Below are 25,928 nucleotides of genomic sequence, written 5' to 3' on the forward strand. Positions count from 1 at the left end.
TTTATCAGGAGAATGCGCGATACGCTCAGGCCGTCACTGCCGCCAGTGCCTGCTGGGCGATCTCCAGCTCCTCATTGGTCGGGATCACCAGCACCTGGACCTCGCCCTCGGGCGGACTGATGCAACGCTCGCCACGCGCCTCGCTGGCTTCATTGGCCGCTTTGTCCAGCACAATCCCCAGACGCTCCAGCCCGGCGCAGGCGCGGCGGCGGATGTCAGCCGCATTTTCGCCGATGCCGCCGGTGAAGACGACGGCATCGACCCGGCCCAGTTCGGCGTAATAGGCGCCGATGTATTTCTTCAGTCGATGGGCGGTGATACCGATGGCCAGCTCGGCGTCGGCATGGCCTTCCTGAGCGAGACGGTTGATTTCGCGCATGTCGTTGACGCCGCAGATCCCCAGCAGTCCGCTCTGACGATTGAGCAGCCGGTCCAGCGCCTCGGCGTCGAGTCCCAGGTTCCTGCTCAGATAAATGAGCGCAGCGGGGTCGATGTCGCCGCAGCGGGTGCCCATCACCAGACCTTCCAGCGGGGTCAGACCCATCGATGTATCGACACACCGGCCCGCGTGGATGGCGGCGGCGCTGGCGCCGTTGCCCAGATGCAGGGTGATGAGATTGCAGTCCTGCAACGGCTTGTCGAGGAAGGCGGCGGCGCGCTTGGCGACGTAATAATGCGAGGTGCCGTGAAAGCCGTAGCGGCGGATGCGATGTTCGCTGTAGAGCGACTCAGGCAGCGCATAGCGATAGGCGGCCGGCGGCATGGTCTGGTGAAAGGCGGTATCGAAGACGGCGACCGAGGGCACGCCGGGAAAGAGTGTTCGCGTCACCTCAATGCCGACCAGATTGTCCGGGTTGTGCAGCGGCGCGAGCGGAATGGTGTCGCGGATCGCCGTCGTCACACTGTCATCGACGATGGTCGGGTGCTTGAAATGCTCGCCGCCATGCACGACCCGATGCCCGATGGCAGCCAGTTCGGCCACATCCGCCAGCGCCCCGCTCTCGCGCAGACTGGCGACGATCTGGTCGATCCCGTGCCGGTGGGTCGGAATCGGCAGGCTGCTCCGGCTGGACTGCGGCTCGCCCGCGCCATCGAGCCAGTTCAGCCTGAGTTCGCTTTCGCTCTCGCCGATCCGCGCCACCAGACCATAGGCGATGGCGGTCCAGTCGGCGCTGCGGAAAAGCTGATATTTGATCGATGAACTGCCCGAATTGAGCACCAGCACCTTCATTGTACGTGCTCCTGAGCGGCATCATTTTCGTTCTGGGCCTGGATGGCGGTGATGGCGACGGTGTTGACGATGTCATTCACGGTACAGCCCCGACTGAGATCGTTGACCGGTTTGTTCAGCCCCTGCAGGACCGGGCCGATGGCCAGCGCGCCCGATGTGCGCTGGACCGCTTTGTAGGTGTTGTTGCCGGTGTTGAGGTCGGGGAAGATGAGCACGGTGGCGCGTCCGGCCACCTTGCTCTCGGGCATCTTGGTATGTGCGACCTCGATATCCACCGCTGCGTCATACTGGATCGGTCCTTCCAGATTGAGATCCGGGCGCCGTTGACGGGCGATGCGCACCGCCTCGCGCACCCGTTCCACGTCCTCGCCCTTGCCGGAATCGCCGCTCGAATAGGACAGCATGGCCACGCGCGGCTCGATGCCGAAGGCGGCGGCGGTGGCCGCCGAGGTGATGGCGATGTCGGCCAGCTCGTCGGCGTCGGGATTGGGGTTCACGGCGCAGTCGCCATAGACCAGCACCTGATCCTCCAGACACATGAAGAACACACTGGAGACCAGCTTGACGCCGGGCTTGGTCTTGACCGTCTCGAAGGCGGGACGAATGGTGTGCTGGGTGGTGTGGGTCGCGCCCGAGACCATGCCGTCTGCGTCGCTGTGATAGACCATCAGGGTGCCGAAATAGCTGACATCCTCCACGAGATCGTAGGCCAACTGCTCCGAAATCCCCTTATGCTTGCGCAGCTCGAAATAGGTTCGGGCATAGCGTTCGCGATCGGGTGAGGTCACCGGGTCGATGATCCGGATCCCGTCGAGCTTGAGACCCAGCTCGCTGATGCGGCGGTGGATGCGGTCAGTGTTGCCGAGCAGGATCAGATCGGCCGCCTGACGCAGCGTCAGGATCTCCGCCGCGCGCAGGATCCGTTCATCGGCCCCTTCCGGGAGCACGATGCGCTGGCGTCGCGCCTTGGCGCGACGGATCAGCTCGTACTCGAACATGATTGGCGTGACGCGATCAGAATGGCGCACCGCAATCCGCTCGCGCAGATCATCCACGTCCACATTGGCTTCAAAGGCGCCGAGCGCGGCGGCGATCTTGCGATCGTCTCCAGGGAGGATGGTCGGCTCGATCCGGCTGACGTTCATGGTCGTGGTAAAGGTGTCGGTCGGCACCCGCAGGATCGGGAGCTTGGTCCGGCGCAGACCTTCGATCAGGCGCTGCATCTTTTCGGCGGGTCGCAGATCGCCGGTCAGCAGCAGACCGGCCACGCGCGGGAAAGACGATGACACATCCGCCGCCAGACTGGCGAGGATGATGTCCGAGCGGTCGCCCGAGGTGATGATGAGCGCGCCATCCTCGATATAGTTCAGGAAATCCGGAACCTCCATGGCGGCAATCTTGTAATTGCTCACCGCCTGATTCAGTTCGTCGCCCTCGCCATAGAGACAGATGGCGTTCAGCGCCTGCCGCACCTCGGCGATGGTCGGCATGCTGAGCGCGGTCTGTTCCGGGAGCACATAGATGGCCTCGTTCTCACTCGCGGCGAACAGCTCGCGGGCATGACGCGTCAGGGTGTCCACATCGTTCGCCGGCACGCCGTTGAGTACGGTCGCCAGGAAATTCCCCCCCCGTTCGCGCATCATCTCGTGCGCGATGCGCAGGGCGTCGAGCGATTCCAACTGGCTGCGCCCGAAACCTCTGACCACGACCACCAGCCGGCAGTCGAAGTTGTTGGCCAGATCGGCGTTGAAGTCGAATTCGAGCGATGACACGAGGCCGTTGTAATCGGTGCCCGCGCAGACGACCAGATCGCAGCATTCCTCAAGTGTCTTGAATTTGTTCATGATGAGCTTGAGCAGCTCGTCATAGCGACCGGCGCCGAGGAGTCGGCGGGCGGTATCGACGGTACACCCGTAAAGCATCTCGGGCGGGAAAGGCAGATCGTAGCGACTGCGAATGAGCGCGGTCAGATTGTCCGGTTTCGTGCCCTGCGGCGCGAAGGGCCGGAAAAAGCCCACCCGCTGATTGACAGCCGACAACATCTCCATGAACCCGAGCACCACCACGGATTTCCCGCTACCGGCACCGGCGCCGGCAATATAAACGCTTTGCATCGATTTCTACTCTTGGGGGAGGGGACAGACGGCGAAAAGATGCGCCGAATGCTGCACTGCGCAAAAATAGCAGATTATGCGGGTGAAAGGTGGATGGGGATATGACGGTTTTGCCGTAAAAAGCCGTATCGGGTCTTTAGCCGCGCAACCGGCTGGCAGTCGGCCCGCAAATGGCCGACAAGCCGGCTTGTCGGTCAAACCGTTCAACGAGTCTGCGGGCGTCAGGATGACAAGGCCAGTTCGTAAACCTGCCGCGATTGTTCAAGCGTGACATCCTGGCGTTCACCAAGCGCGGTCATGCCATGCTGCGCCAGCTTGTCGAGCAGTGGCGGGATGGCCTCGGCGCCGATGCCGTAGTCGGCGAGACGGGTCGGTACGCCCAGCGACTCGAAAAAGGCACGGGTGTGCCGGATGGCGGCGTCGATGCGCTCGTCTTCGCTGCCGTCGCGCAGATTCCAGACCCGCTCGGCGTATTGCAGGAGTTTGTCCCGCTTCTGGGTGCGTCTGACCTGGAGCATGGCCGGCAGCACGATGGCCAGGGTCTGCGCATGGTCGAGTCCATGCAGCGCGGTCAGCTCGTGGCCGAGCATGTGGGTGGCCCAGTCCTGCGGCACCCCGGCGCCGATCAGACCGTTGAGCGCCAGGGTCGCGGTCCACATGAGATTGGCGCGGACATCATAGTTGCCGGGTTCGGCCAGCGCCTTCGGTCCCTCTTCGACCAGGGTCAGCAGCAGACCTTCAGCGAAGCGGTCCTGCACCCTGGCATCGACCGGGTAGGTCAGATACTGCTCGGCGATATGCACAAAGGCATCGACGACGCCATTGGCGACCTGACGCGGTGGAAGCGTATAGGTCCTGGTCGGATCAAGCACCGAGAAGACCGGGAACAGCAGCGGATGCATGAAGGCCAGCTTGTCCTGCGTGGCCCCTTTGGTAATCACCGAGCCGCTGTTCATCTCCGAGCCGGTGGCCGGCAGGGTGAGCACGCTGCCAAAGGGCACGGCGGACTGGATCGGTGCGCGTTTGGCGAGGATATCCCAGGGCTCGCCGACAAAAGGAATGGCTGCGGCGATGAACTTGGTGCCGTCGATGACCGAACCGCCCCCGACCGCCAGCAGGAAATCGATGCACTCGCGGCGGGCAAGTTCGACCGCCTGCATCAGTGTTTCATAGGTGGGATTCGGCTCGATCCCGCCGAACTCGAAGACCGTGACGTTTTGCAGTGCCGCCTTGACCTCGTCCAGGGTGCCGGTCTTGACGACACTGCCGCCGCCGTAAGTGATGAGAACGCGCGCGCCGCTCGGGATTTCGCCTCCCAGATCGGCGATGCGGCCCTCGCCGAAGAGGATGCGGGTGGGATTGTGAAAGGTGAAGTTCAGCATCGGCAGGTTCCTCATTAAACCGCGCCCAGTGCGGTATGCGATGTTTTTGGGTTGGAGCAACCTTGGTTGCATCGACGGCCGTCAGAGCAGGCGCGGTTTAAGAATTAAAAACATAAAAAGATTCGATTACGGGTGCGAACCTTCCCGAAATCTCCTTGAATGAAGGGTCTTCAGGACATGCTCAAACCGAGTGATCGAGGAATGGATAGTCCGTATAGCCGTGCGCGTCGCCGCCGTAGAAAGTGGATTCATCCGGCGGATTGAGCGGGGCGTTCAGACGCAGACGTTCGACCAGATCGGGGTTGGAGATGAAGGGTTTGCCGAAGGCGATCAGATCGGCGCCGTTGCCCGCCCGCACCGCCAGCGCCAGATCGCGGGTGTAACCGTTGTTGGCGATATAGGTGCCCGAAAACAGGGGGCGCAGCGTGGCGAGCTGGAAGCTGTGGCCGGTGTCGCGCGGGCCGCCGGTCGCGCCCTCGATGATGTGCAGGAAACCGATGTCGCGCGCCGCAAGCTGTCTGACGACATGCGTGAAGAGCGGCCCCGGATCGCTGTCGGCGATGTCGTTGACCGGCGAAAGCGGCGAGAGACGCACGCCGACGCGGTCCTTTTCCCAGACTTCGAGCACCGCATCGACGACCTCAAGCAGCAGACGGGCGCGGTTCTCGATGCTGCCGCCGTAGCTGTCGGTGCGCCGGTTACTCTGATCGCGCAGAAACTGATCCAGCAGATAACCGTTGGCACCGTGGATTTCGACCCCATCGAATCCAGCCGCACGCGCGTTCTGCGCCGCGCGCCGGTAATCAGCGACGATGCCAGGGAGCTCGTCAATATCGAGCGCGCGCGGCGTCACCATCTCGACTAGACCGCTGCCGGTGAAGACCTGACCCTTGGCCCGAACCGCCGAGGGCGCCACCGGCAGTGCGCCGTCCTGCTGCAGATCGGGATGCGAGATGCGCCCGACATGCCAGAGCTGGATGACGATCTTGCCGCCCTGCTCATGCACGGCGTCGGTGATCCGCTTCCAGCCGGCAATCTGTTCGTCGCTGTAGATGCCCGGTGTCTGGATGTAGCCCTTGCCCTGCGGCGAGATCTGCGACGCCTCACTGATGATGAGCCCGGCGCTGGCGCGCTGGGCATAGTAGGTTGCCATCAGGGGCGTCGGGACATCGCCCGCACCCGCGCGGCTGCGCGTCAATGGGGCCATGACGATGCGATTGGCAAGCGTCAGGCTGCCGAGTTGATAGGGTTGGAAGAGGTCGGTGGTTTGTTCGCTCATGTTTTTGTCCGGTAGAGTTGGCAGTTGGCAGTTGGCAGTTGGCAGTTGGCAGTTGGCAGTTGGCAGTTGGCAGTTGGCAGTTGGCAGTTGGCAGTACAGGAAAAAGCATTCCAGGATCCTGTCAATCCTGAAAAATCCTGTTAAACCGCACCCGGTGCGGTATGTGATCGTTGAGGATTGAGTCGGCCTTGGCAGAATTGACGACCATTCGCGCGGGCGCGGCTTAAGATATTAAAAAATATAAAATTTTAAACCGCATCTCCACTGATTTTGATGACATCTCCAAAGCTAAACACAAACTGAAAATAACGCCTGTCGCGCTGGACGCGGTTTAATCCTGTCCATTCGGACGCGGATCAAACCGTCGCAGTCGCAAACTGTTGGTGACGACGAAAAGGCTGGAAAGACTCATCGCGGCGGCGGCGAGCATGGGATTCAGCAGCCAACCGGTCAGTGGATAAAAGACCCCGGCTGCCAAGGGGATGAGCGCGACATTGTAGGCATAGGCCCAGAAGAAGTTGACGCGAATAGTGCGGAGTGTGCGTCGCGCGAGGGCGATGGCATCGGCGATGCCCATGAGGTCGCCGGTCATGAGGATGACTTCACCCGCTTCCACCGCGATCTCGGTTCCGGTGCCGATGGCGATGCCGACATCGGCGCACGCGAGCGCGGGAGCGTCGTTGATGCCGTCGCCGACGAAGGCGACCCGCCGTCCCTGCGCCTGCATGCGCTGGATCGCGACCGACTTGTCGGCGGGCAGCAGCTCGGCATTGACCTGGGCGATGCCCGCCACACGGGCGACCGCTTCGGCGGTGCGGCGACCGTCTCCGGTCAGCATGGTCACTTCAAGCCCCAGCGCACGCAGCCGGGCGACCGCCGCCGGGCTGCTGGGTTTGATGGGGTCGGCGACCGCCAGAACCGCCAGCAGGGTTCCGTCGACTGCCAGATAGACGGGCGATTTGCCCGCCTCGGCCAGACGCGCAGCCGGTTCGGCTGCCACTGCGCGCGCTACGCCGAGCCGGTCCATGAAGCGTCCGGCGCCGATGGCGACCAGCCGGCCATCGATCCGGGCCTGGATGCCGAAGCCCGGCACGGCCTCCAGTTCGGTGACAGCGGGCAGAACCAGTCCGCGTTTCTGGGCGGCCTGAACGATGGCGGCACCGATGGGATGCTCGCTGTGTCGTTCGACGGCGGCAGCCAGGGTCAGGGCCATCTCGTCCGTCGCGCCGAAGGCATGGAGATCGGTGAGCGCGGGCCGCCCTTCAGTCAGGGTGCCGGTCTTGTCCAGCACCACATGATCCACCCGCGCCAGGGTCTCCAGCGCCGCACCGCGCCGGAAGAGGATCCCCAGCGCCGCGCCACGCCCAGTGCCGACCAGAATGGCGGTCGGGGTCGCCAGCCCCATGGCGCAGGGACAGGCGATCAGCAGCACGCTGACGGCGGCGACGAAGGCATGACTGAGCACGGGCGCGGGGCCAAGCCACAGCCAGATCAGGCCAGTAATCAGCGCGGCCAGCATGACCAGCGGGACGAAGACCGCCGCGATGCGGTCGGCGACACGCTGGATCGGCAGCTTGCCGGCCTGGGCCTCTTCCACCAGCCGCACGATCTGCGCCAGCACCATGTCCGCGCCGACGCGGGTGGCGCGATAGCGGAAGGCGCCGGTCTGATTCACCGTGCCGCCGATGACCGCATCCCCGATCCCTTTGCGCACGGGCAGTGATTCGCCGCTGATCATGGACTCGTCGATGTGGCTTCCGCCTTCGGCGAGGATGCCATCGACCGGAATGCGCTCGCCGGGACGCACCGCGAGCAGATCACCCGGCAACACCTGCACTGCCGGGATCTCGGTCTCGCCGTCCGCGCGCACCACACGGGCCGTCGGCGGCTGGAGACGCACCAGACGACGGATCGCCTCGGATGTTCGGCCCTTGGCCAGCGCCTCCAGCGTGCGACCCAGCAGAATGAGTGTGACGATGACCGCCGCCGCCTCGAAATAGAGATTGGCGGTGCCCGTCGGGAAACGCTCGGGCAGGATCAGCGCAGCGAGTGAATACAGATAGGCCGCTGAACTGCCGAGCATGACCAGGCTGTTCATGCCGGGCGCCAGATGGCGAAGCTCCATCCAGCCCGAGACGAGAAAACGTCGCCCGGCCCACAGCAGAACCGGGGTGGCGAGCAGACATTGCACCCAGCCCCAGACGACCATCGGGGCCAGTCTGTGCAGCGCCGCATCGAGTCCGGGCAGCAGCATCGGGGCCATGCTCAGGAACAAAAGGGGCAGGCTGAATCCAGCGGCGAGCATCAGGTCGCGCCGCAGACCCGCCAGCGCCTCGACCTGATGCAACTGGGCCTGGTCGGACTGAGACACGGCATCCCCGGCTGCGTCCGGCTCGGGCTCGATCGGCTCATATCCCGCTGCACGGATGGCCAGGACGATGCGCTCGCGATCGATGGTTTCCGGGAGATAGGCGATGGCTGCCGACTCGGTGGTCAGATTGACCGTCGCCTCGACCACACCCGGCAGCGCCTTGATGATACGCTCCACCCGCGCCACGCAGGCGGCGCAGCTCATACCGCTCACGCCAAGCCGGATCTCCCGGGCGACGACAGGCCGGGCGAGTGGCTTGGATGGTGGGTGCATGGGCGGAACTCCTTCAACCAGACGATTTGAACGCGCGAGGGCAGGGCACATGATGATCGATTGGAACCAAATCGACAGCGTCTTTCTGGACCTGGACGGCACCCTGCTCGATCTGCATTTCGACAACCATTTCTGGCATGAACATCTCCCGCGCCGCTATGGCGAGTTGCGCGGGCTGTCGCTGGAGGTCGCGCGGGCGGAGCTGCTGCCGCGCTATGCGGCGATCGAGGGCACCCTGAACTGGTATTGCGTGGATCACTGGAGCCGTGAATTGGGGCTGGACATCGTCGGACTCAAGCAGGAGGTCGAACATCTGATCGCCGTCCATCCGCATGTGGTTGATTTTCTCGAATACCTGGCCCTGCTCGGCAAGCGGCGCCTGCTGGTCACCAATGCCCACCGCAAGACGCTGGGGCTGAAGATGGCCCGCACCCGACTCGCCGGTCATTTCGACCGCATCGTCAGCGCGCACGATCTGGGCGAGGCCAAGGAGTCGCCAAACTTCTGGACCCGCTTCCAGGCCATCGAGTCCTTCGACCCGGAGCGCACCCTCTTCATCGACGACAACCTGAGCGTGCTGCGCACCGCCCGCGCCTTCGGTCTGCGCTGGCTGATCGCTGTGCTGGCGCCGGATTCCAGGAAACCGCGCCGGTCGAGCGACGAATTTTCGGGCATCGGCGATTTTTCGGAGCTGATTAAACCGCGTCCAGATGAGAGTGGCTGCGACCTTGTCGCGCGTCTTGGCAAGCCCGGATCCATATCGTAAGATCCATCAGAATTATCAATATGAAGCATGCCGAAAGGTCAATACACATGACCGGCCAGGCTGCCATCGACAACGGCACCGCACGTTGTCGCCATCGCGGGGGATCCGTATGTCCGAGCCCAAGGCATCGCCGCGCCGCTATTCCCGTCTTGCTTTAGGCATGATGTTTGTCGCAGGCATCGCCTTCGTGTGGCTGCTCGATTTCGCCATCGTCTCCACCAATACGGTGGAGTTCTGCACCTCCTGTCACACCATGTCGACCAACTTCAAGGAGTACCAGGAAACCCTGCACTACAGGAACCGCTCGGGTATCCAGACCTCCTGCGGCGACTGCCATGTCCCCAAGGAACTGGTGCCCAAGCTCATCGTCAAGATCGTCGCCGCCAAGGATGTCTATCACGAGATCATTGGCACCATTGATACCCCGGAGAAATTCGAGGCGCGCCGCTGGTATCTGGCCAACATGGTCTGGGACCGCATGAAGGCCGGCGATTCGCGCGAATGCCGCTCCTGCCATGAGCTGCGTCACATGGATCTTCCTGAACAGAGCCGCTCGGCGCGCAACCGACACGCTGCTGCGGAGGAAAATGGCGAGACCTGCATCGACTGTCATAAGGGCGTGGCCCACCATGAGCCGGACGAACCCGAAACGACCGATTCCGAGTGAGACGCCAGCCGACGACGCTTCCTGAGGCGCCGTGCCACATCGCCTTGACGAAGCGCCCCCCAATCCGATCCAACCAAGAGAAGAAGAGGAGAGACGCAACACCATGGCTAAACCAACCTTCAGCCTGACGCTCGCGGTCGGCGTGCTCGCCTGCGGATTCGTCTCCGGGGCACGCGCCGACGCCACCGCCGAGATGCTCGCCAACAGTTGCACCGGCTGCCACGGTCAGCAGGGCAACAGCCTTGGCCCCACCGCGCCCTCCATCGCCGCCATGGCTCCGACGGTCTTTGTCGAGACCATGGAACGCTTCAAAAGCGGCGAGACCTATTCGACCATCATGGGCCGCATTGCCAAAGGCTATTCGAGCGATGAAATCAAAAAGATGGGGGAATACTTCCAGCGGCAGCCGTATCAGTATGCCGCGCAGACATTCGATAAAACGCTCGCCAAAAAGGGGGCGAAGCTGCATGAAAAATACTGCGAGAAGTGCCACACCGATGGCGGCAGACCCGTGACCGACGAAGAGGATTACAACATCCTGGCCGGTCAGTGGGTGCCTTATCTCCAGTACACCATGGAAGATTTCCGCGAAGGCCGCCGACCGATGGAAAAGAAAATGAAAAGCAAGCTCGACGAGCTGCTCAAGGCCCAGGGCGACGATGGCCTTGCTGCCGTGTTCGCTTTCTACGCCGCCAGCCAACGCTAACGCTTCCTGAGGACAGAACAGACATGAAACTCAGCAGACGTGATTTCGTCAAGGTTTCCGGGGTTGCCGCTGCGGCGGGTCTGATCGGCTTTCCCCATCTCGCGCTCGGCGCCACGTCCAAGGTCGTCGTGGTCGGCGGGGGTACCGGGGGCGCGACCGCCGCCAAATACATCAAATTGGCCGATCCGGGCATCGAGGTGACGCTGATCGAGCCCAACCAGACCTACTACACCTGTTATCTCAGCAATGAGGTCATCGGCGGCGAGCGCAAACTCGAATCGCTCAGGCAAAACTATGACGGGCTCAAAGCGCACGGCGTCAAGGTCGTGCATGACAGCGCCGTCGGCATCGACCCCGATAAAAAGGTCGTGAAGACCGCTGGCGGGACGGAGTTCGGCTATGACCGCTGCGTCGTCGCCCCCGGCATCGAGCTTTTATACGACAGGATCGAAGGCTATAGCGAAGCGGTCGCCGAGACCCTGCCGCACGCCTGGAAGGCCGGCGAGCAGACCAGGATCCTGCGCACCCAACTGGAAAACTTGAAAGATGGCGGAACCGTCATCATCGCCGTCCCGCCTGCGCCCTTCCGCTGCCCGCCCGGACCTTACGAGCGCGCCAGCCAGATCGCCCATTATCTGAAACACCACAAGCCGAAATCGAAGGTCGTCATCCTTGACAGCAACCAGAAGTTCTCCAAGCAGGCCCAGTTCACCAAGGGCTGGGAGACGCTCTATGGTTTCGGCACCGGGCAGGCGCAGATCGCCTGGCAGGCGGGACCGGACGCCGGTGTGGTCAAGGTGGATGCTGCCCAGATGCAGGTCGAGACCAGTTTCGGCGACGAGATGAAAGGCGATGTCCTGAACATCATCCCGCCCCAGCGTGCCGGGAAGATCGCCCAGGTCGCGGGTCTCGCCAACGAAGGCGGCTGGTGTCCGGTCGATGTCAAAACCTTTGAATCCAGACTCCACCAGGGCATTCATGTGATCGGGGATGCTGCCATCGCCACCGAGATGCCCAAGTCGGCCTATTCCGCCAACAGTCAGGCCAAGGTCGCGGCGGCGGCCATCGTCGCGCTACTCAAGGGCGAAATGCCGGGAACACCGTCCTATCTCAACACCTGTTACTCGATTCTGGCGCCCGCCTACGGGATTTCGGTGGCGGGCGTCTATCGACTCAGTGAAGACGGATCCAGCATCGCCAGCGTCCCGGACTCAGGCGGCGTGACCCCGGTCGATGCCCCGAGCTGGGCCTTGGCGCGCGAGGTTCAGTACGCCTATAGCTGGTACCACAATATCGTGCATGACATTTTTGGTTGAGCACGAGACGGATCGGTCTGATGTCAGGCCGATCATTCGATTGGCTCCAGAGTCGATTGGGGGGCGTTCACTCCGTCAGTGGAGGGTTTGCGCCGACGGCGGCGGCGTTTGGGTTTCGACTCGCCGTTTGTGGTCTCGCTTTTGGCCACCGGTGCGCCGAGGATCGCCGCCTGTTCGGGCGGTAGCTGGATCAATTCCAGCGGCAGACTCGTCAGCGCGGCCTGCTCGACCTTGGGGCGACGACGCGGTGTCCTGGGGCGGATCTCGTCCGGGGTTGGGGTGATGACGGGCGGGGCCGGGATGGCTGTCGCGCTGTCGGCGGGCGGCGTGACCTTGACGTCAATCGATGGCTGGTCGCCGGATTTGGGACCGCTGGCGCGTGGACCGCGACTGCGTCGCTCGCCGCTCTCTGCGCGCGGCGGGCGCTCGCTGTGGGGTTTGCGTCCATCGCGATCACGCCGTTCTTCCCGATCCTCGCGATCCGGACGCAGCCGGCTGCGCGGATCGACCTCGGCCAGGAGCGCCGGATCGACCGGCAGGACCGGGATCTTGGCGCCGATGTAGGTCTCGATATCCGGCAGACAGAAGGCGTGGGTCTCGCAGACGAAGCCGATGGCGTCGCCTGCCGCACCGGCGCGGGCGGTGCGTCCGATGCGGTGGACATAATCCTCGGCATCTTCGGGCAGATCGTAGTTGACCACATGGGTCACGCCCGGGATGTGCAGACCGCGCGCGGCGACATCCGTTCCAACCAGTACCGGCAGGGTGCCGTCGGTGAAATCGCGCAGCAGCTTGAGCCGTTTTTTCTGGGGCACGTCGCCGGACAGCACCGCCGTGTTGATGCCGTTACCCTGGAGATAGCCCCAGACGCGGTCGGCCTCGCGCTTGGTGTTGACGAAGACCATGATGCGCGCATCGGTCCAGCCGCGCACCAGACCCAGCAGCAGCGGGATCTTTTCGTCGTTGGAGGTCATATAGCAGACCTGGCGCACCCGATCTGCGGTAATCTTGTCGGTCTCGATCTTGACCAGTTGCGGATGATTCATGTGCTCGTAGGCAAGTTCGGTCACGCGATACGAGAGCGTGGCCGAAAAGAGCAGACCGAGCCGTGCTTCGGGTGGCGGCATGCGCCGCAGCAGAAAACGGATGTCCTTGATGAAACCGAGATCGAACATGCGGTCGGCTTCATCCAGCACGACCACTTCGATGGCCTGGAGATCGAAGACCTTCTGCTTGAAATAATCGATCAGACGTCCGGGAGTGCCGATGAGGATGTCAATGCCGGCGGCCAGATCATCGCGCTGCTGCTGATAGCCGGTGCCGCCATAAACCAGTCCTGTGCGCAGCCCGGTATGGCTTGCCAGCACCAGGGCGTCGCGATGGATCTGCACCGCCAGCTCGCGGGTGGGGGCGAGGATCAGCACGCGCGGGCGGCAGATCTGGGATGGCGGCGGTGGCGGCTGGCTCAACAGTCGTTGCATCGCCACCAGCAGGAAGGCGGCTGTTTTACCCGTTCCGGTCTGGGCCTGACCGGCGACATCGCGGCCGGCCAGCGCAAGCGGGAGCGTTTCGGCCTGGATCGGGGTGCAGCGGCTGAAGCCTGCGTCAGCGAGGCCGGCCAGGATTCGCGGGTCGAGCGCAAAGCTGTCGAAGCGAATCTGGGTGAGATGTTTGTCTGTCATGGTGTTGAGTGTCGGGATTGACCAGCGTTTGGGGTCGGGCCTCACAGACGGGCAAGGCTTGCAAATTATCTGCGCTTTGGATCAAATAGCATCTTAACCAAGGGCGCATGGCAACGCCAATTCGCCCGCTACTCTCCTCGCCGCCAATCCGCTCGACGGCCAGCCCTTCACTCCTTCCCCACGACGACAATAAAACAGGAGACGACTTCAGTGAGCGATCGCATCGTCCATGTGACCGATGACTCTTTTGAAGAAGATGTGTTGAAATCCGCCGAACCCGTGCTCGTCGATTACTGGGCCGACTGGTGCGGACCCTGCAAGATGATCGCGCCCGTGCTTGACGAGATCGCCGGAGACTATGCCGGTCGTCTCAAGGTCGCCAAGCTCAACATCGACGACAATCCCAACACGCCACCCCGTTACGGCATCCGTGGCATCCCGACGTTGATGCTGTTTCGCGCCGGGGAGGTCGAGGCCACCAAAGTGGGGGCCGTGTCCAAGTCGCAGTTGACGGCCTTCATCGACAGCAATCTCTGATTGCCCGCGCACGCCAGACGCGACTCCGCTTCGAGGAGATCGCCTGACTTCAAGTCGACACGGGGCGCCTGTCCGGCGTCCTCTCTCCGGTAAGCTGCCGCCCCCAGACGCTTTCACCCGCAACGTCGATCCTGTATGGGGCGCTGCCTGCCAGCCATGACCTCTGTCCTAAACGAAAACCGTGATGAATCTAACCGAACTGAAAAAGACGCCGGTACCTGATCTGGTCGCCCTCGCTCAAGCGATGGAGATCGAAGGCGTCGGGCGCTCCCGCAAACAGGATCTGATCTTTGCCATTCTCAAGGCCCAGGCCAAGAAAGGCGAGGACATCTACGGCGATGGCGTGCTGGAGATCCTCTCGGACGGCTTCGGCTTTCTGCGCTCGGCGGATGCCTCCTATCTCGCCGGACCCGATGACATCTATGTCTCGCCGAGCCAGATCCGCCGTTTTGCGCTGCGTACCGGCGACACCATTTCCGGCAAGATTCGTCCGCCCAAGGACGGCGAGCGTTATTTCGCGCTGCTCAAGGTCGCCGACATCAACTTTGATCGGCCCGAGAACGCCAAGTCGAAGATCCTGTTCGAGAACTTCACCCCGCTCTTTGCCCAGAAGCGCCTGACGCTCGAAATCGGCAACGGCAGCACCGAAGACATCACAGCCCGCACCATCGATCTGGTCGCGCCCATCGGCAAGGGCCAGCGCGGACTCATCGTCTCGCCGCCCAAGGCCGGCAAGACCATGATGTTGCAGAACATCGCGCAGTCGATCGGACACAATCATCCCGACTGCTATCTGATCGTGCTGCTGATCGACGAACGTCCGGAAGAAGTCACCGAAATGGCGCGCTCGGTGCGCGGCGAGGTGATTTCATCCACCTTCGACGAGCCGGCCACCCGCCATGTGCAGGTCGCCGAGATGGTCATCGAAAAGGCCAAGCGGCTGGTCGAGCACAAGCGTGACGTGGTCATCCTGCTCGACTCCATCACCCGTCTCGCCCGTGCCTACAACACCGTGGTGCCCTCCTCTGGCAAGGTACTGACCGGCGGTGTCGATGCCAACGCGCTGCAACGGCCCAAGCGGTTCTTCGGCGCCGCGCGCAATATCGAGGAAGGCGGCTCACTCACCATCCTGGCGACAGCCCTGGTCGATACCGGCTCGCGCATGGACGATGTCATCTACGAAGAATTCAAGGGCACCGGCAACATGGAGATCCACATGGATCGCCGCATCGCCGAACGCCGCATCTTCCCCGCCATCAACATCAACCGTTCCGGCACCCGCCGCGAGGAACTGCTGATGGGGCAGGCCGAATTGCAGAAGATGTGGATCCTGCGCAAGATCCTGCATCCCATGGACGAACTGGCCGCGATGGAATTCCTCCACGACAAGCTCAAGGCCACCAAGACCAACGACGAGTTTTTCTCCTCGATGAAGGGTTGACGCCCTGGTCCGGTCGGATACGCGCGGCGTATCCGACACCGGCCGGACGACCCGCAGCGGTTTGCCGTCAGCAAGGCACCGGGCTGTGATCCGGCCGGGTGTGGCTTATATCCACTTCAGCATCAACCCAGGGCAGGCCAGGTCTGCCTCGGCATGCCCTGCCTCCGGCGTCAGGCGTTCCAGTGTGACAGCGGTCTGCCAGAGCCGGGAGAAAAGCGGTTGCGCAGATGGACTGCCGCTGGTCCAGAATCGCTCGCGCCCGGCTCGTTCCGCTGGTGCGAGCAGACCGGATTCGGTCAGACGCCGCCGCACCTGACGGGCGACCGCTGCGCCCGAGTCGAGCACCACGACCTGCGGGCCGGCCAGTTCCTGGATCAGTGGCGTCAGGTGCGGATAGTGGGTGCAGCCCAGCACCAGGGTATCCGCCCCGTGCGCCAGCAGTGGCGCGAGATAGCCAGCCAGCAGGGCGCGGGTTGGCGCGCCATCCAGATCGCCCGCTTCGACCTGTTCCACCAGTCCGGGACAGGGCTGGGTCAGGATCTCGGCATGCTGAGCAAGACGCCTGAGCAGGTCTGAGAAATTGTGGCTGGCGACGGTCTGGCGGGTCGCGAGCACGCCCACCACCCCGGAGCGGGTCTGCTCCACCGCCGGCTTGATCGCCGGCTCCATGGCGATGATGGGCACTGGGTAGCGGCTACGCAGCAGAGGGGCCGCCGCGCCGGTCGCGGTATTGCAGGCCATCACCAGTGTTTTGGCGCCCTGCGCGAGCAGGAATTCGGTGATGGCGATGGCGCGCGATTCGATGAAGGCCGGCGGTTTGTCGCCATAGGGCGCATGACCGGAATCCGCGACATAAAGCAGGTCTTCATGGGGCAATTCGCGACGGATCTCGCGCAGGACGGTGAGTCCGCCGACGCCGGAATCAAAGACGCCGATGGGTTGCTTGGCAGGCATGGGACGCTCGTGGTCAAAACAGGCTGGTCAAACCCGCATGACGGTTAAACTGCGTCCGGCATCCTCTCAACGGTGGTATCGGAGCGGACGCAGTTTAAGTGGTCGGGTCTGTTGCCTCTATCCTGATGGTCTTTTCCCGCCAAGACAATAGGGACGTGGGTTGATCTGAGCCGGGATTGATCCTGAGTTCGTTAAACCGCGTCCAGAGCGATATGCGTCATTTTCAGTTTGTATTCGGCTTTGGAGAGGCCACCGACCTCAGTGGCGACGCGGTTTAAATTTTATATTTTTTAATATCTTAATCCGCGCCCGCTCGAACGGTTGTCGATTTTGCCAAGGCCGACTCAATCCTCAACGATCACATGCCGCACCGGGCGCGGTTTAGCGCATCAAGCTGCCTGACTCCCCATCGCCACCCGCAGATCGGCCTCGGCGTCGTTGCCGGTCAGGCGCAGATCGAACCGCTCCTGGAGGATCGCGAAGACGTTGGGCGTGACGAAGGCCGGCGGATTGGGACCGAGGGTGATGCCCTTGACGCCGAGACTCAGCAGGGTCAGGAAGACGGCGACCGCCTTCTGCTCGAACCAACTGATCACTAAGGTCAGCGGCAGATCGTTGACCCCACAGTTGAACGCCTTGGCCAGCGCGACCGCAACCGCAATGGCGCCATAGGCATCATTGCACTGCCCCATGTCCATCAGACGCGGCAGACCCAGATGCTGGCCGTAGTCATGATCGCGGATGCGGAACTTGCCGCAGCCGAGGGTGAGGATGAATGAATCGCTCGGCGTGGCCTGCGCATAGTCGCTGAAATAATTGCGACCCTGTTCCGCGCCGTCGCAGCCGCCGATGACGAAGAAACGGCTGATCTGGCCGGCCTTGACCGCATCGATGATGGTTGGCGCGGCGTCCAGCAGTACGGTGCGATGGAAGCCGACGGTGGATTCGCCGCTGATCTGCTCCTCGCAGGGATCGCAGCGACGCGCCTCGGCGATGACGGCGGAGAAGTCTTCATCCAGCCGCTGACCATTCGGCACCGCCGTGGCGCGCATGGTGAACAGCCGGCCCTTGTAGCTTTCGGGCGGAATCAGCACGCAGTTGGTCGTGCCCACGACCGGGCCGGGGAAGGCGGCGAATTCCTTCTTCTGCTTCTGCCAGGCGCCGCCATAGTGACCGGCGAGATTCGGATGCTCGCGCAGCCTGGGATACATGTGCGCCGGCAGCATCTCGCCGTGGGTGTAGACCTTGATGTCCGTCCCTTCGACCTGCTGGAGCAGGTTCCAGAGGTCGAGCAGATCATGTCCGGTGACCAGGATCCCCGGTCCCGCCTGCGTGCCTTCCTTGACCTGGGTCGGGGAGGGCTTGCCGAAGGTCTCGACATGCCCCTCGTCGAGCAGCTCCATGACCCGCAGATTCATCTCGCCGCATTGGAGACAGAGCGCCAGCAGGCTCTCCAGATCGAAGTTGACGTTGGTCATGGTCGCGAACAGCGCCTCTTCGATGAAGGCCGACACCTGTTCATCATGTTTGCCCAATCGGCGCGCATGATGGGCATAGGCCGCCATGCCCTTGAGCCCGTAGAGCAGGGTTTCCTGGAGCGACTGGACATCGGCATCCTTGCCGCAGACGCCGGGGGAATTGACGCAGGCGGTCTGGCGGAAGGTCTGTTCACACTGGTTGCAATGCATGGTGGCCTCGAAAGCTGGAAAAGGGGTCAGGGTGCGCGGGGTTTGCCGGGTTCATGAACGGTCTCGCGTCGAGAGCAAGTGTCGAGAAACCGGCGCGGCGCGGCCTTGATCAAGGTCAAGGCACGCGACTGATGGCACTTGGGATGCCTGACGCTGCCCGCATTTGTTAATCTAAGACGCCAGTCGGCGTCAGCCCGGAACCATCTGTTTGAGGAATCATTCGCATGAAAATCATTGTCATCTCGACCATCCTGCTGTCAGCCATGGCCGTTTCTGCCTGTGGCACCACCACCACCTCGCGTACCGGTAGCGGCGCGGCCATCGGCGCTGCAAGCGGTGCGGCGATCGGCTCCATGAGTGGCAACGCGGGCAAGGGTGCGCTCATCGGTGCTGGCGTGGGCGCGCTGGGCGGCTATGTCCACGATCAGAACGAGAAAAAGAAAGAGCAGCAGTACTACTGGTAAGCAGAATGCCCGACCCGCCGCCAGACGGCGGGTTCCATCGCTCCACCCCTGATCGAATCCCAATCAACTGATACGAGACAGACTGACCCATGTCGGAATTCATCAACGTCACCGTGACCAAAGCCGCCAATGTTTATTTCGACGGTCTGGTGACCAGTCGCACCCTGACCTTCCCGGACGGCAGCCGCAAGACACTCGGGATCATGCAGCCCGGCGAATTCGAGTTCGGCACCGGCGCGGCGGAGATCATGGAGATCCTGAGCGGCGAACTGGATGTGCAGCTCCCCGGCGAGGAGCAATGGCGCCCGATCCAGGGCGGTGAGTCGTTCGAGGTGCCCGCCAATGCCCGCTTCAGCGTCCGGGTGCATTCATTGACGGATTACTGCTGCGCGTTTCTGGATTAGGCGATTTCCAGGACCGTTTCCACCCGCCTGAAAGACCGTCAATTGGACAGGATTGACAGGATGAATCAAGATTAACAGGAATCAAAACAAGGCATTAAATATCTTGTTAATCCTGAGAAATCCTGTTAATCCTGTCTATTCAGACCCGGATTGCTGGTGTCAGTCTGTTTAGAAATCGCCTGATTCCGCCGTCGCCCCCGTATGGAACTCACCAATCAAATCATCCTGATCGCCTCGTTCGTGCTGCTGGTCAGCGTGCTGGCCGGCGTGCTGACGAGCCGGGTCGGGGCGCCGCTGCTGCTGGTGTTCCTCTTCATCGGCATGCTGCTCGGCGAAGACGGTCCCGGCGGGATCGCCTTCGACAATGTGCAGGAGGCGCATCTGATCGGCAGTCTGGCGCTGGCCATCATCCTCTTCGATGGCGGACTGGCGACGCCCTATCGCAATTTCCGCGTCGGGCTCAAACCCGCACTCGGACTGGCGACCCTCGGCGTGCTCCTGACTGCCGGGATCACCGGCGGCTTTGCCGCCTGGTGGCTGGGTTTGCATTGGATGGAGGGACTCCTGCTCGGCGCCATCGTGGGTTCGACCGACGCCGCAGCGGTCTTTTCGCTCCTGCGCTCAAATGGATTGGAATTGAAACAGCGGGTGGGCGCGACCCTGGAGATCGAGTCCGGCAGCAACGATCCCATGGCGGTCTTTCTGACCATCGTCCTGATCGAACTCATCCAGAGCGATCAGGGCAATCCGGGGCTGGTGCTGCTGATCGAGTTCTTCCGGCAGATGGGCCTGGGCGCCCTGTTCGGTCTTGCCGGCGGTTTTGGCGTGGTCTGGCTCATCAATCGTCTGGAGATGATGCCCGGACTCTATCCGCTGGCGGTCCTGGCGGGCGGACTGAGCATCTTCGGCGTGACCGCTGTGCTTGATGGCAGCGGTTTTCTGGCCATCTATCTGGCCGGACTGGTGATCGGCAACCGTCCGCTCCAGTTTCGCCTTGACATCAAGCGTTTCCACGATGGCATCTCCAATCTGGCGCAGATCGGCATGTTTCTGATGCTGGGGCTGCTGGTCACGCCGCTCGAACTGCTGCCGGTGGGACTGGATGCGCTGCTGTTTGCGCTGGTCCTGATCCTGGTGGCGCGTCCGCTGGCGGTTGGACTCTGCCTGCTGCCGTTCCGCTTTCCCTGGCGCGAACAGGTCTTCATCGGCTGGGTGGGGCTGCGCGGTGCGGTGCCCATCATCCTGGCGCTGTTCCCGCTGCTGGCGGGGCTGCCTCAGGCCCAGATGTATTTCAACATCGTGTTCTTCGTGGTGCTGCTGTCGCTCCTGATCCAGGGCTGGACACTGGCCCCGCTGGCGCGCTGGCTGCGACTGGAGGTGCCGCCGACCACGCATGTGGTGCAGCGGGTGGAACTGGACATCCCCGGTCAGCAGGAGCTGGAACTGGTCGGCTATCGTCTGGCTGACAATGCGCCGGTGGTGATCGAAAAACGGGCGGCATTAACGCTTCCCAGGGGCGCGCGGGTGGTGGCCGTCCTGCGCGACAGACATCTGCTGGAGAGCATCGACCCCTTGGATCCGCGTCCGGGCGATTATCTCTATCTGATGGCGGACCCGCGCGACCTGCCGGAACTCGACCGTCTGTTCGTCGCGAGCCCGGTCCCCGAACGTCTGTCCGATCTCGCCTTTTTTGGCGAATTCGTTCTCAATGGCGAGGCCCGCGTGAGCGACCTGTGCGCCGCCTATGGACTCAAGCTGCCGGTTGCTGACCGCGACATCACGCTCGATGCACTCATCCGCCGCAGCCTTAATGCCCATCCGGTCGTGGGTGATCGGCTGCATGTCGGTCAGGTGGAACTGGTGGTGCGGCAGGTGCAGGATGATCGGGCTGTCAAAGTGGGGCTGAAACTGCCCCATGGAGCCTGAACGGCGTCCGTCCGTAAACGAGATGGCCTGAGCGGCCCGAACGATGTGCTGGAAGTGTGCCGCCAGGAGGTGACGGAGGGACAGCCATTGACCACTCCTGAAAACAAGATAAGCTGATTTCTGAATCGATCAGACTCAGCATCTTGTGCTTCAGCCTGGATATCTCCGTCAAACGCCCTAAATTTCCCGACCCTGTTGCCGCCTGTTCGAGCCGCAAAACCCACTCATTTCATCTGTTCATCTGTCGCCGTCCGTTCAGGCGATGGATCAATCCAACGACTATCGAGGACAGCCAGCATGCTGAACTGGGACGATCCACTGGTCGCGGTCAAGCCCCGCGACGACCATCAGACATCCATTCCGCCGGATTCGATCTTTGCCGATGGCAGCCTGGATGTCCTGGATCCTGACACGCTTTTCACACGCAGATCTGAACCCCGTGACCGCAGCGCCGCTGTCCGTCCCGGTCAGGGTCTGGTCGGCAACCACGCCTTGATGGCGACCGCTGGTGCCGCGCCAGTCGTCGATCCCAATCCCTTCATTTTTGCGCCGACGCCTCAGGCCGAACTGCCCATTGAAGACATGCTGATTCCTGCTGGGCACCGGCAGGCGCAGACGCCCGACCAGGACCGCTCCGGCAGCCCTGTCGCCGGTGGTGCGACCGGGCTCGAAAACCTGGAGATGGGCGCCGGGCGGGTGCGGGTGGATGATAAACAGATCATCAACTGCCGCGCCGATCTCAACCAGCTTGTGCCCTTCAAATACGACTGGGCCTGGCAGAAATATCTCGACGCCTGCGCCAATCACTGGATGCCGCAGGAGATCAACATGAATGCGGATATTGCGCTCTGGAAGGATCCCAACGGCCTGACCGAGGACGAGCGCACCGTCATCAAGCGCAATCTGGGGTTTTTCTCGACCGCCGATTCGCTGGTCGCCAATAATCTGGTGCTGGCGGTCTATCGCCATCTGACCAACCCCGAATGCCGTCAGTATCTGCTGCGTCAGGCATTCGAGGAGGCGCTGCACACCCACGCCTATCAGTATGTGGTCGAGAGTCTGGGGCTGGACGAGGGCGAGATCTTCAACATGTACCGCGAGGTGCCGGCGGTGGCGCGCAAGGCCGAATGGGCGCTGCCCTTCACCCGCCATCTGGCCGACCCGCACTTTCACACCGGCACCCGCGAGAACGATCAGATCCTGCTGCGCGAACTGGTTGCCTTCTATGTCATCTTCGAGGGCATCTTTTTCTATGTCGGCTTCGTGCAGATCCTCAGCATGGGTCGGCGCAATAAAATGACCGGCACCGCCGAGCAGTTCCAGTACATCCTGCGCGACGAGTCCATGCACATGAATTTCGGCATCGATGTCATCAACCAGATCAAGATCGAGAACCCGCACCTGTGGACGCCGAATTTCAGGCAGGAACTGGTGGACATGATCCGCGATGCCGTCACCCTGGAGGCGCAGTACGCGCATGACACCATGCCGCGCGGCATTCTTGGGCTCAATGCGCAGATGTTCGAGGAGTATCTCCAGTTCATCGCCAACCGTCGCTGCGCTCAGATCGGTCTGCCCGAGCAATATCCCGGCGCCAGCAACCCCTTCCCCTGGATGTCCGAGGTGCTGGATCTCAAAAAGGAAAAGAACTTCTTCGAGACCCGTGTCACCGAATATCAGACCGGCGGGGTGCTGAGCTGGGATTAGGATGTCTGCTGTGCGGTGTCAGGCTGGGAGAGGCGCGGGGCTTCATGGATCCGGGTGAGGGTCATCCGCACCTCGAACTGGGTTTCACAGACGCTGGTCGTTCCGGTCACCGGCGCCGCTGAGGTCGGCAAGGCGGAGACCGCCAGCGGGATATGACCCTCGCCGGCCAGCAGACCGGAGGTGGCGTCCATGCCGATCCAGCCGGCGCCGGGGATATAGGCCTCGCACCAGGCATGGAGATCGACGAAATCGGCATCGGGACCGGACGGCCCCTCAAGCGGTCTGTCGTCGGCCACTAACTGGATCAGATAACCGGAGACAAAGCGCGAGGCGATGCCCAGATGACGCAGCAGTTGCGCCAGCAGCCAGGCGCTGTCGCGACAGGATCCGATCTGTTTGCCAAGGGTTTCCTCGCAGGTCTGGACGCCGGGTTCGAGTCGGGTCAGATAGGAGACGGTCTCGCGCACCCGCTGATTGAGCAGCACCAGCAGGGCGATGGTGTTCATGCCCACCGGGATCTCACGGCGAAAGGCCGCCAGCCAGTCATGCAGGCGGGGGCCGGACGCAGAAGAGGCGGTATCCAGGAAGGGGATGAGCGCGGCGGCCAGGGTGTCGGGATAGACAAAGGGATAATGCTCGGCCCATTCATCCAGGAAGAAATCGAACGGATTGATGGCCGTCAGCTCTGCCAGCAGATCGACGGTGATGTCGATTTCGCAGGTCGGTTCCGGAAAATTCACGCGGGCGACAAAATTCCCGTAGGCGTCCTGCTGCCAGTGGAGGAGATGTTGTTCCGGACGGATCCGCAGCGAATAATCTGAAATGGGCGTGCGCGAATGGGCGGCCGGTCGCAGTCGGATTTCGTGCGGCGCCGCAATCACCGAACGATCAAACAGATAATGCGATTGGTGATGCAGCGCAACGCGGATGGTCATGATTGGGGTGTATCGCTTTTGACAGGATTAAACCGCGCCCGGTGCGGTACGCGATGTTTGGGGATGGGGACGGCCTTGGCAGAATCGACGACTGTTGGAGCTGACGCGGTTTAAGATATTAAAAAATATAGAATATTAAACCGCGTTCCCGCTAAGGGCCGTCGATGCGCCAAACGTCGAACTCACTCGAAACCCAGCATTTCACTCTGGACGCGGTTTAACAGGATTGGCAGGATTTTTTGACCGCTTGTTTTTAATCCTGTTCATTCTGTCAGTCCTGTCTGGTCGTCAACTGTCACCGCTGGCGCATCAATCAACCAGTCCGGACTGGGGAGCGAGGCGAAGACGCCGCGCAGTCCTTCGCTCCAGCGTTTGCTGATCTGCGAGAAATAGGGATCGTCCGCCGTGATGTGCTGCTCGAAATCGAGCGCCAGACTGGAGGCGCCATAACAGACCAGATCGATCGGCAAGCCGACCGACAGGTTGCTGCGCATGGTCGAGTCGAATGAGACCAGCACGCATTTGATGGCCTCGTTAAACGGGGTGTCGGGCGTGATGACCCGGTCGAGGATCGGCTTGCCGTATTTGGTCTCGCCGATCTGGAAGAAGGGTGTCTCGTCGCCTGCCTCAATGCAGTTGCCTTCGGCGTAGACCAGATAGAGACGCATGCGCTCGCCGCGAATCTGACCGCCGACAATGAAATTGGCGCTGGCATCCACGTTATTCTGCGCCAGATGCACACCGTCGCGCTCGCGCACCGAACGCAGACAGTCGCCCAGTAACTGCGCGACATCGAACATCGATTCGGCGTTCCAGAGATTGGGCCGGTCGGGATGGCGCCCGTGCTGTTCCAGTCGATTGATGGCGTTCTGGGTGACGGACAGATTGCCGGAACTCAGAATGACGATGGTCCGGTCGCCGGGATTGACGAAATGGCGCATCTTCTTGAAGCAGGCGATCTGATCGACTCCCGCATTGGTCCGGGAGTCTGACGCGAACACCATGCCGACGTTCAGTTTGAGGGCAACACAGTAGGTCATGTGATTTGAGTCAGTGAATCTGCGATGGGCTATGGTACCTCAGACTCCCTGGCGTTGACGCTGCATGGCGGTGGGCGGCATCAGCCGTGCCGCCGGGACGACGTCCCGACGCGAGAGAAAGGAATCCCGGATCTCCCGTCCCAGCCGGTCAGTGTGCCCCAGAAAATTCGTCAGGTACTCGTGGAGCCCCTGCGCAAAGACGGTTTCAATCCGACCGAAATGCAGGGCCGCATGCAATTCACCAGCCAGACGCCGTGCCTCGCGTCCCGAGGTGCCGTCGATCTGGATGAGCGCCTTCTCGACCTCGTCCAGGCAGGCATGCAGTGAACGCGGCATATCATCACGCAGGATCAGCAGTTCCGCCACCCGCGACGGCGTGATCGCATCGCGATAGATCTTGCGGTAGGCCTCGAAGGCGCTGACCGACTTGAGCAGCGAGCGCCATTGATAATAGTCCACCGCGCCGCCGACATCGCTTACGCTGGGGAGCAGGATGTGGTATTTCACGTCGAGGATACGGGCGGTGTTGTCGGCCCGCTCCAGAAAGGTGCCGAGCCGGATGAAGCGTAGTGCGATGTCCTGGAGGATGGTACCCAGGGTGACGCCACGAAACAGATGCGAGCGTTCTTTCACCCACTCGAAGAACTCGGAATCACGCTCGGCTGGCAACGGGTGAGGCAGACGTTTGACCTCCAGCCAGGTGGCGTTGATCACCTCCCACATTTCAGAGGTAATGGCGCCGCGCACCGAACGCGCGTTTTCGCGTGCCTGCCGCAGAGAATTGTAAATGCTGGAGGGGTTATCCGGATCCAGCGCCATGTAATGGGTGACGGCGTCCGCTCGGGCCAGACCGTATTTCGCTTCGTAGCCGCTCGCACAGCCGGTGATATTGAGCGGGGCATACCAGAGATAGGCTTCCGTCCCGTCCAGATCGAGCGGCAGCAGCGAGGAGAGATGGGCGACATCCAGAATGCGGGCGGTATTTTCGGCGCGCTCGATATGACGCGCCATCCAGAACAGATTCTCGGCGGTGCGTGCCAGCATG

At 62.3% G+C, this 25,928-nt stretch carries 21 protein-coding genes; 10 read left to right on the forward strand and 11 right to left on the reverse strand.

Annotated features, from left to right (window positions below; all coding sequences use genetic code 11):
* Nucleotides 1–25: 25 nt before the first annotated feature.
* From EDC35_RS06655 to EDC35_RS06675, 5 genes are all read right to left on the reverse strand, one after another.
* Nucleotides 26–1,231: an acetate/propionate family kinase gene (locus EDC35_RS06655; protein ID WP_132976467.1), complete on the reverse strand. Its 1,206-nt coding sequence runs from the start codon at nt 1,229–1,231 to the stop codon at nt 26–28.
* The gene (gene pta, locus EDC35_RS06660) at nt 1,228–3,345 is read right to left on the reverse strand and encodes a phosphate acetyltransferase (protein WP_132976468.1); all 2,118 of its coding nucleotides are present in this window, start codon (nt 3,343–3,345) and stop codon (nt 1,228–1,230) included. Before pta ends, EDC35_RS06655 begins: the two co-directional genes overlap by 4 nt.
* A 221-nt stretch (nt 3,346–3,566) precedes the next feature.
* On the reverse strand, nt 3,567–4,727 hold the full coding sequence (gene yqhD, locus EDC35_RS06665) for an alcohol dehydrogenase (protein WP_132976469.1): 1,161 nt from the start codon (nt 4,725–4,727) through the stop codon (nt 3,567–3,569).
* Nucleotides 4,728–4,908: 181 nt separating this feature from the next.
* Entirely contained in the window at nt 4,909–6,006 is a 1,098-nt protein-coding gene (locus EDC35_RS06670) for an alkene reductase (RefSeq protein WP_132976470.1), read from the reverse strand.
* Between the two features lie 331 nt (nt 6,007–6,337).
* Nucleotides 6,338–8,650, reverse strand: a complete 2,313-nt coding sequence (locus tag EDC35_RS06675; RefSeq protein ID WP_132976471.1) for a heavy metal translocating P-type ATPase — start codon at nt 8,648–8,650, stop codon at nt 6,338–6,340.
* 52 nt (nt 8,651–8,702) lie between these two features.
* On the opposite strand from EDC35_RS06675, the gene yrfG reads away from it, so the two are divergent.
* From yrfG to EDC35_RS06695, 4 genes are all read left to right on the forward strand, one after another.
* Nucleotides 8,703–9,416, forward strand: a complete 714-nt coding sequence (gene yrfG, locus EDC35_RS06680; protein WP_132976747.1) for a GMP/IMP nucleotidase — start codon at nt 8,703–8,705, stop codon at nt 9,414–9,416.
* Nucleotides 9,417–9,525: 109 nt separating this feature from the next.
* The gene (locus EDC35_RS06685) at nt 9,526–10,083 is read left to right on the forward strand and encodes a NapC/NirT family cytochrome c (protein WP_132976472.1); all 558 of its coding nucleotides are present in this window, start codon (nt 9,526–9,528) and stop codon (nt 10,081–10,083) included.
* A gap of 103 nt (nt 10,084–10,186) precedes the next feature.
* Nucleotides 10,187–10,789: a c-type cytochrome gene (locus EDC35_RS06690; protein WP_132976473.1), complete on the forward strand. Its 603-nt coding sequence runs from the start codon at nt 10,187–10,189 to the stop codon at nt 10,787–10,789.
* Nucleotides 10,790–10,812: 23 nt separating this feature from the next.
* The gene (locus EDC35_RS06695) at nt 10,813–12,105 is read left to right on the forward strand and encodes an FCSD flavin-binding domain-containing protein (RefSeq protein WP_132976474.1); all 1,293 of its coding nucleotides are present in this window, start codon (nt 10,813–10,815) and stop codon (nt 12,103–12,105) included.
* 32 nt (nt 12,106–12,137) lie between these two features.
* Here the strand turns inward: EDC35_RS06695 and EDC35_RS06700 are convergent, their stop codons facing one another.
* Complete coding sequence (locus EDC35_RS06700; RefSeq protein ID WP_132976475.1) at nt 12,138–13,787, reverse strand: DEAD/DEAH box helicase; 1,650 nt, start codon at nt 13,785–13,787, stop codon at nt 12,138–12,140.
* Nucleotides 13,788–13,997: 210 nt separating this feature from the next.
* Here EDC35_RS06700 and trxA point away from each other — a divergent pair, with 210 nt between their 5' ends.
* On the forward strand, nt 13,998–14,324 hold the full coding sequence (gene trxA, locus EDC35_RS06705) for a thioredoxin TrxA (RefSeq protein WP_132976476.1): 327 nt from the start codon (nt 13,998–14,000) through the stop codon (nt 14,322–14,324).
* Nucleotides 14,325–14,508: 184 nt separating this feature from the next.
* Nucleotides 14,509–15,765, forward strand: a complete 1,257-nt coding sequence (gene rho / locus EDC35_RS06710) for a transcription termination factor Rho (protein ID WP_132976477.1) — start codon at nt 14,509–14,511, stop codon at nt 15,763–15,765.
* Nucleotides 15,766–15,870: 105 nt separating this feature from the next.
* On the opposite strand, the gene murI is transcribed toward rho, so the two are convergent.
* Together murI and hcp are read right to left on the reverse strand one after the other, a co-directional pair.
* Nucleotides 15,871–16,719, reverse strand: a complete 849-nt coding sequence (gene murI / locus EDC35_RS06715; RefSeq protein WP_132976478.1) for a glutamate racemase — start codon at nt 16,717–16,719, stop codon at nt 15,871–15,873.
* Between the two features lie 389 nt (nt 16,720–17,108).
* On the reverse strand, nt 17,109–18,407 hold the full coding sequence (hcp, locus tag EDC35_RS06720) for a hydroxylamine reductase (RefSeq protein WP_132976479.1): 1,299 nt from the start codon (nt 18,405–18,407) through the stop codon (nt 17,109–17,111).
* A gap of 224 nt (nt 18,408–18,631) precedes the next feature.
* Between hcp and EDC35_RS06725 the strand changes: the two genes are divergently transcribed.
* The 4 genes from EDC35_RS06725 to EDC35_RS06740 all read left to right on the forward strand — a co-directional run bounded on the left by EDC35_RS06725 (nt 18,632) and on the right by EDC35_RS06740 (nt 22,908).
* On the forward strand, nt 18,632–18,871 hold the full coding sequence (locus tag EDC35_RS06725; RefSeq protein ID WP_132976480.1) for a YMGG-like glycine zipper-containing protein: 240 nt from the start codon (nt 18,632–18,634) through the stop codon (nt 18,869–18,871).
* Nucleotides 18,872–18,960: 89 nt separating this feature from the next.
* Complete coding sequence (ppnP, locus tag EDC35_RS06730; RefSeq protein WP_132976481.1) at nt 18,961–19,275, forward strand: pyrimidine/purine nucleoside phosphorylase; 315 nt, start codon at nt 18,961–18,963, stop codon at nt 19,273–19,275.
* Between the two features lie 201 nt (nt 19,276–19,476).
* Nucleotides 19,477–21,201 (forward strand): potassium/proton antiporter, encoded by a 1,725-nt coding sequence (locus EDC35_RS06735; protein ID WP_132976482.1) that lies wholly within the window; start codon nt 19,477–19,479, stop codon nt 21,199–21,201.
* Nucleotides 21,202–21,498: 297 nt separating this feature from the next.
* Nucleotides 21,499–22,908, forward strand: coding sequence for a ribonucleotide-diphosphate reductase subunit beta (locus tag EDC35_RS06740; protein ID WP_132976483.1), 1,410 nt, complete (start codon nt 21,499–21,501; stop codon nt 22,906–22,908).
* Here EDC35_RS06740 and EDC35_RS06745 read toward each other — a convergent pair.
* The 3 genes from EDC35_RS06745 to EDC35_RS06755 form a co-directional block, all read right to left on the reverse strand.
* Nucleotides 22,905–23,843 (reverse strand): transglutaminase family protein, encoded by a 939-nt coding sequence (locus tag EDC35_RS06745; RefSeq protein WP_132976484.1) that lies wholly within the window; start codon nt 23,841–23,843, stop codon nt 22,905–22,907. The genes EDC35_RS06740 and EDC35_RS06745 overlap by 4 nt on opposite strands.
* Nucleotides 23,844–24,106: 263 nt before the next feature.
* Complete coding sequence (locus EDC35_RS06750; RefSeq protein ID WP_132976485.1) at nt 24,107–24,883, reverse strand: proteasome-type protease; 777 nt, start codon at nt 24,881–24,883, stop codon at nt 24,107–24,109.
* Nucleotides 24,884–24,922: 39 nt separating this feature from the next.
* Entirely contained in the window at nt 24,923–25,927 is a 1,005-nt protein-coding gene (locus EDC35_RS06755) for an alpha-E domain-containing protein (protein WP_132976486.1), read from the reverse strand.
* Between the last annotated feature and the right edge of the window lies 1 nt (nt 25,928).

Origin of the sequence: Thiobaca trueperi (genome assembly GCF_004342175.1) — a bacterium.
GTDB classification, from domain to species: Bacteria; Pseudomonadota; Gammaproteobacteria; order Chromatiales; family Chromatiaceae; genus Thiobaca; species Thiobaca trueperi.

Bases quoted from the DNA above. Each gene is read 5' to 3' on its own strand.
- EDC35_RS06655 (WP_132976467.1), bottom strand. From the start codon at position 1,231: ATGAAGGTGCTGGTGCTCAATTCGGGCAGTTCATCGATCAAATATCAG.
- pta (WP_132976468.1), bottom strand. From the start codon at position 3,345: ATGCAAAGCGTTTATATTGCCGGCGCCGGTGCCGGTAGCGGGAAATCC.
- yqhD (WP_132976469.1), bottom strand. From the start codon at position 4,727: ATGCTGAACTTCACCTTTCACAATCCCACCCGCATCCTCTTCGGCGAG.
- EDC35_RS06670 (WP_132976470.1), bottom strand. From the start codon at position 6,006: ATGAGCGAACAAACCACCGACCTCTTCCAACCCTATCAACTCGGCAGC.
- EDC35_RS06675 (WP_132976471.1), bottom strand. From the start codon at position 8,650: ATGCACCCACCATCCAAGCCACTCGCCCGGCCTGTCGTCGCCCGGGAG.
- yrfG (WP_132976747.1), top strand. From the start codon at position 8,703: ATGATCGATTGGAACCAAATCGACAGCGTCTTTCTGGACCTGGACGGC.
- EDC35_RS06685 (WP_132976472.1), top strand. From the start codon at position 9,526: ATGTCCGAGCCCAAGGCATCGCCGCGCCGCTATTCCCGTCTTGCTTTA.
- EDC35_RS06690 (WP_132976473.1), top strand. From the start codon at position 10,187: ATGGCTAAACCAACCTTCAGCCTGACGCTCGCGGTCGGCGTGCTCGCC.
- EDC35_RS06695 (WP_132976474.1), top strand. From the start codon at position 10,813: ATGAAACTCAGCAGACGTGATTTCGTCAAGGTTTCCGGGGTTGCCGCT.
- EDC35_RS06700 (WP_132976475.1), bottom strand. From the start codon at position 13,787: ATGACAGACAAACATCTCACCCAGATTCGCTTCGACAGCTTTGCGCTC.
- rho (WP_132976477.1), top strand. From the start codon at position 14,509: ATGAATCTAACCGAACTGAAAAAGACGCCGGTACCTGATCTGGTCGCC.
- murI (WP_132976478.1), bottom strand. From the start codon at position 16,719: ATGCCTGCCAAGCAACCCATCGGCGTCTTTGATTCCGGCGTCGGCGGA.
- hcp (WP_132976479.1), bottom strand. From the start codon at position 18,407: ATGCATTGCAACCAGTGTGAACAGACCTTCCGCCAGACCGCCTGCGTC.
- EDC35_RS06725 (WP_132976480.1), top strand. From the start codon at position 18,632: ATGAAAATCATTGTCATCTCGACCATCCTGCTGTCAGCCATGGCCGTT.
- ppnP (WP_132976481.1), top strand. From the start codon at position 18,961: ATGTCGGAATTCATCAACGTCACCGTGACCAAAGCCGCCAATGTTTAT.
- EDC35_RS06735 (WP_132976482.1), top strand. From the start codon at position 19,477: ATGGAACTCACCAATCAAATCATCCTGATCGCCTCGTTCGTGCTGCTG.
- EDC35_RS06740 (WP_132976483.1), top strand. From the start codon at position 21,499: ATGCTGAACTGGGACGATCCACTGGTCGCGGTCAAGCCCCGCGACGAC.
- EDC35_RS06745 (WP_132976484.1), bottom strand. From the start codon at position 23,843: ATGACCATCCGCGTTGCGCTGCATCACCAATCGCATTATCTGTTTGAT.
- EDC35_RS06750 (WP_132976485.1), bottom strand. From the start codon at position 24,883: ATGACCTACTGTGTTGCCCTCAAACTGAACGTCGGCATGGTGTTCGCG.
- EDC35_RS06755 (WP_132976486.1), bottom strand. From the start codon at position 25,927: ATGCTGGCACGCACCGCCGAGAATCTGTTCTGGATGGCGCGTCATATC.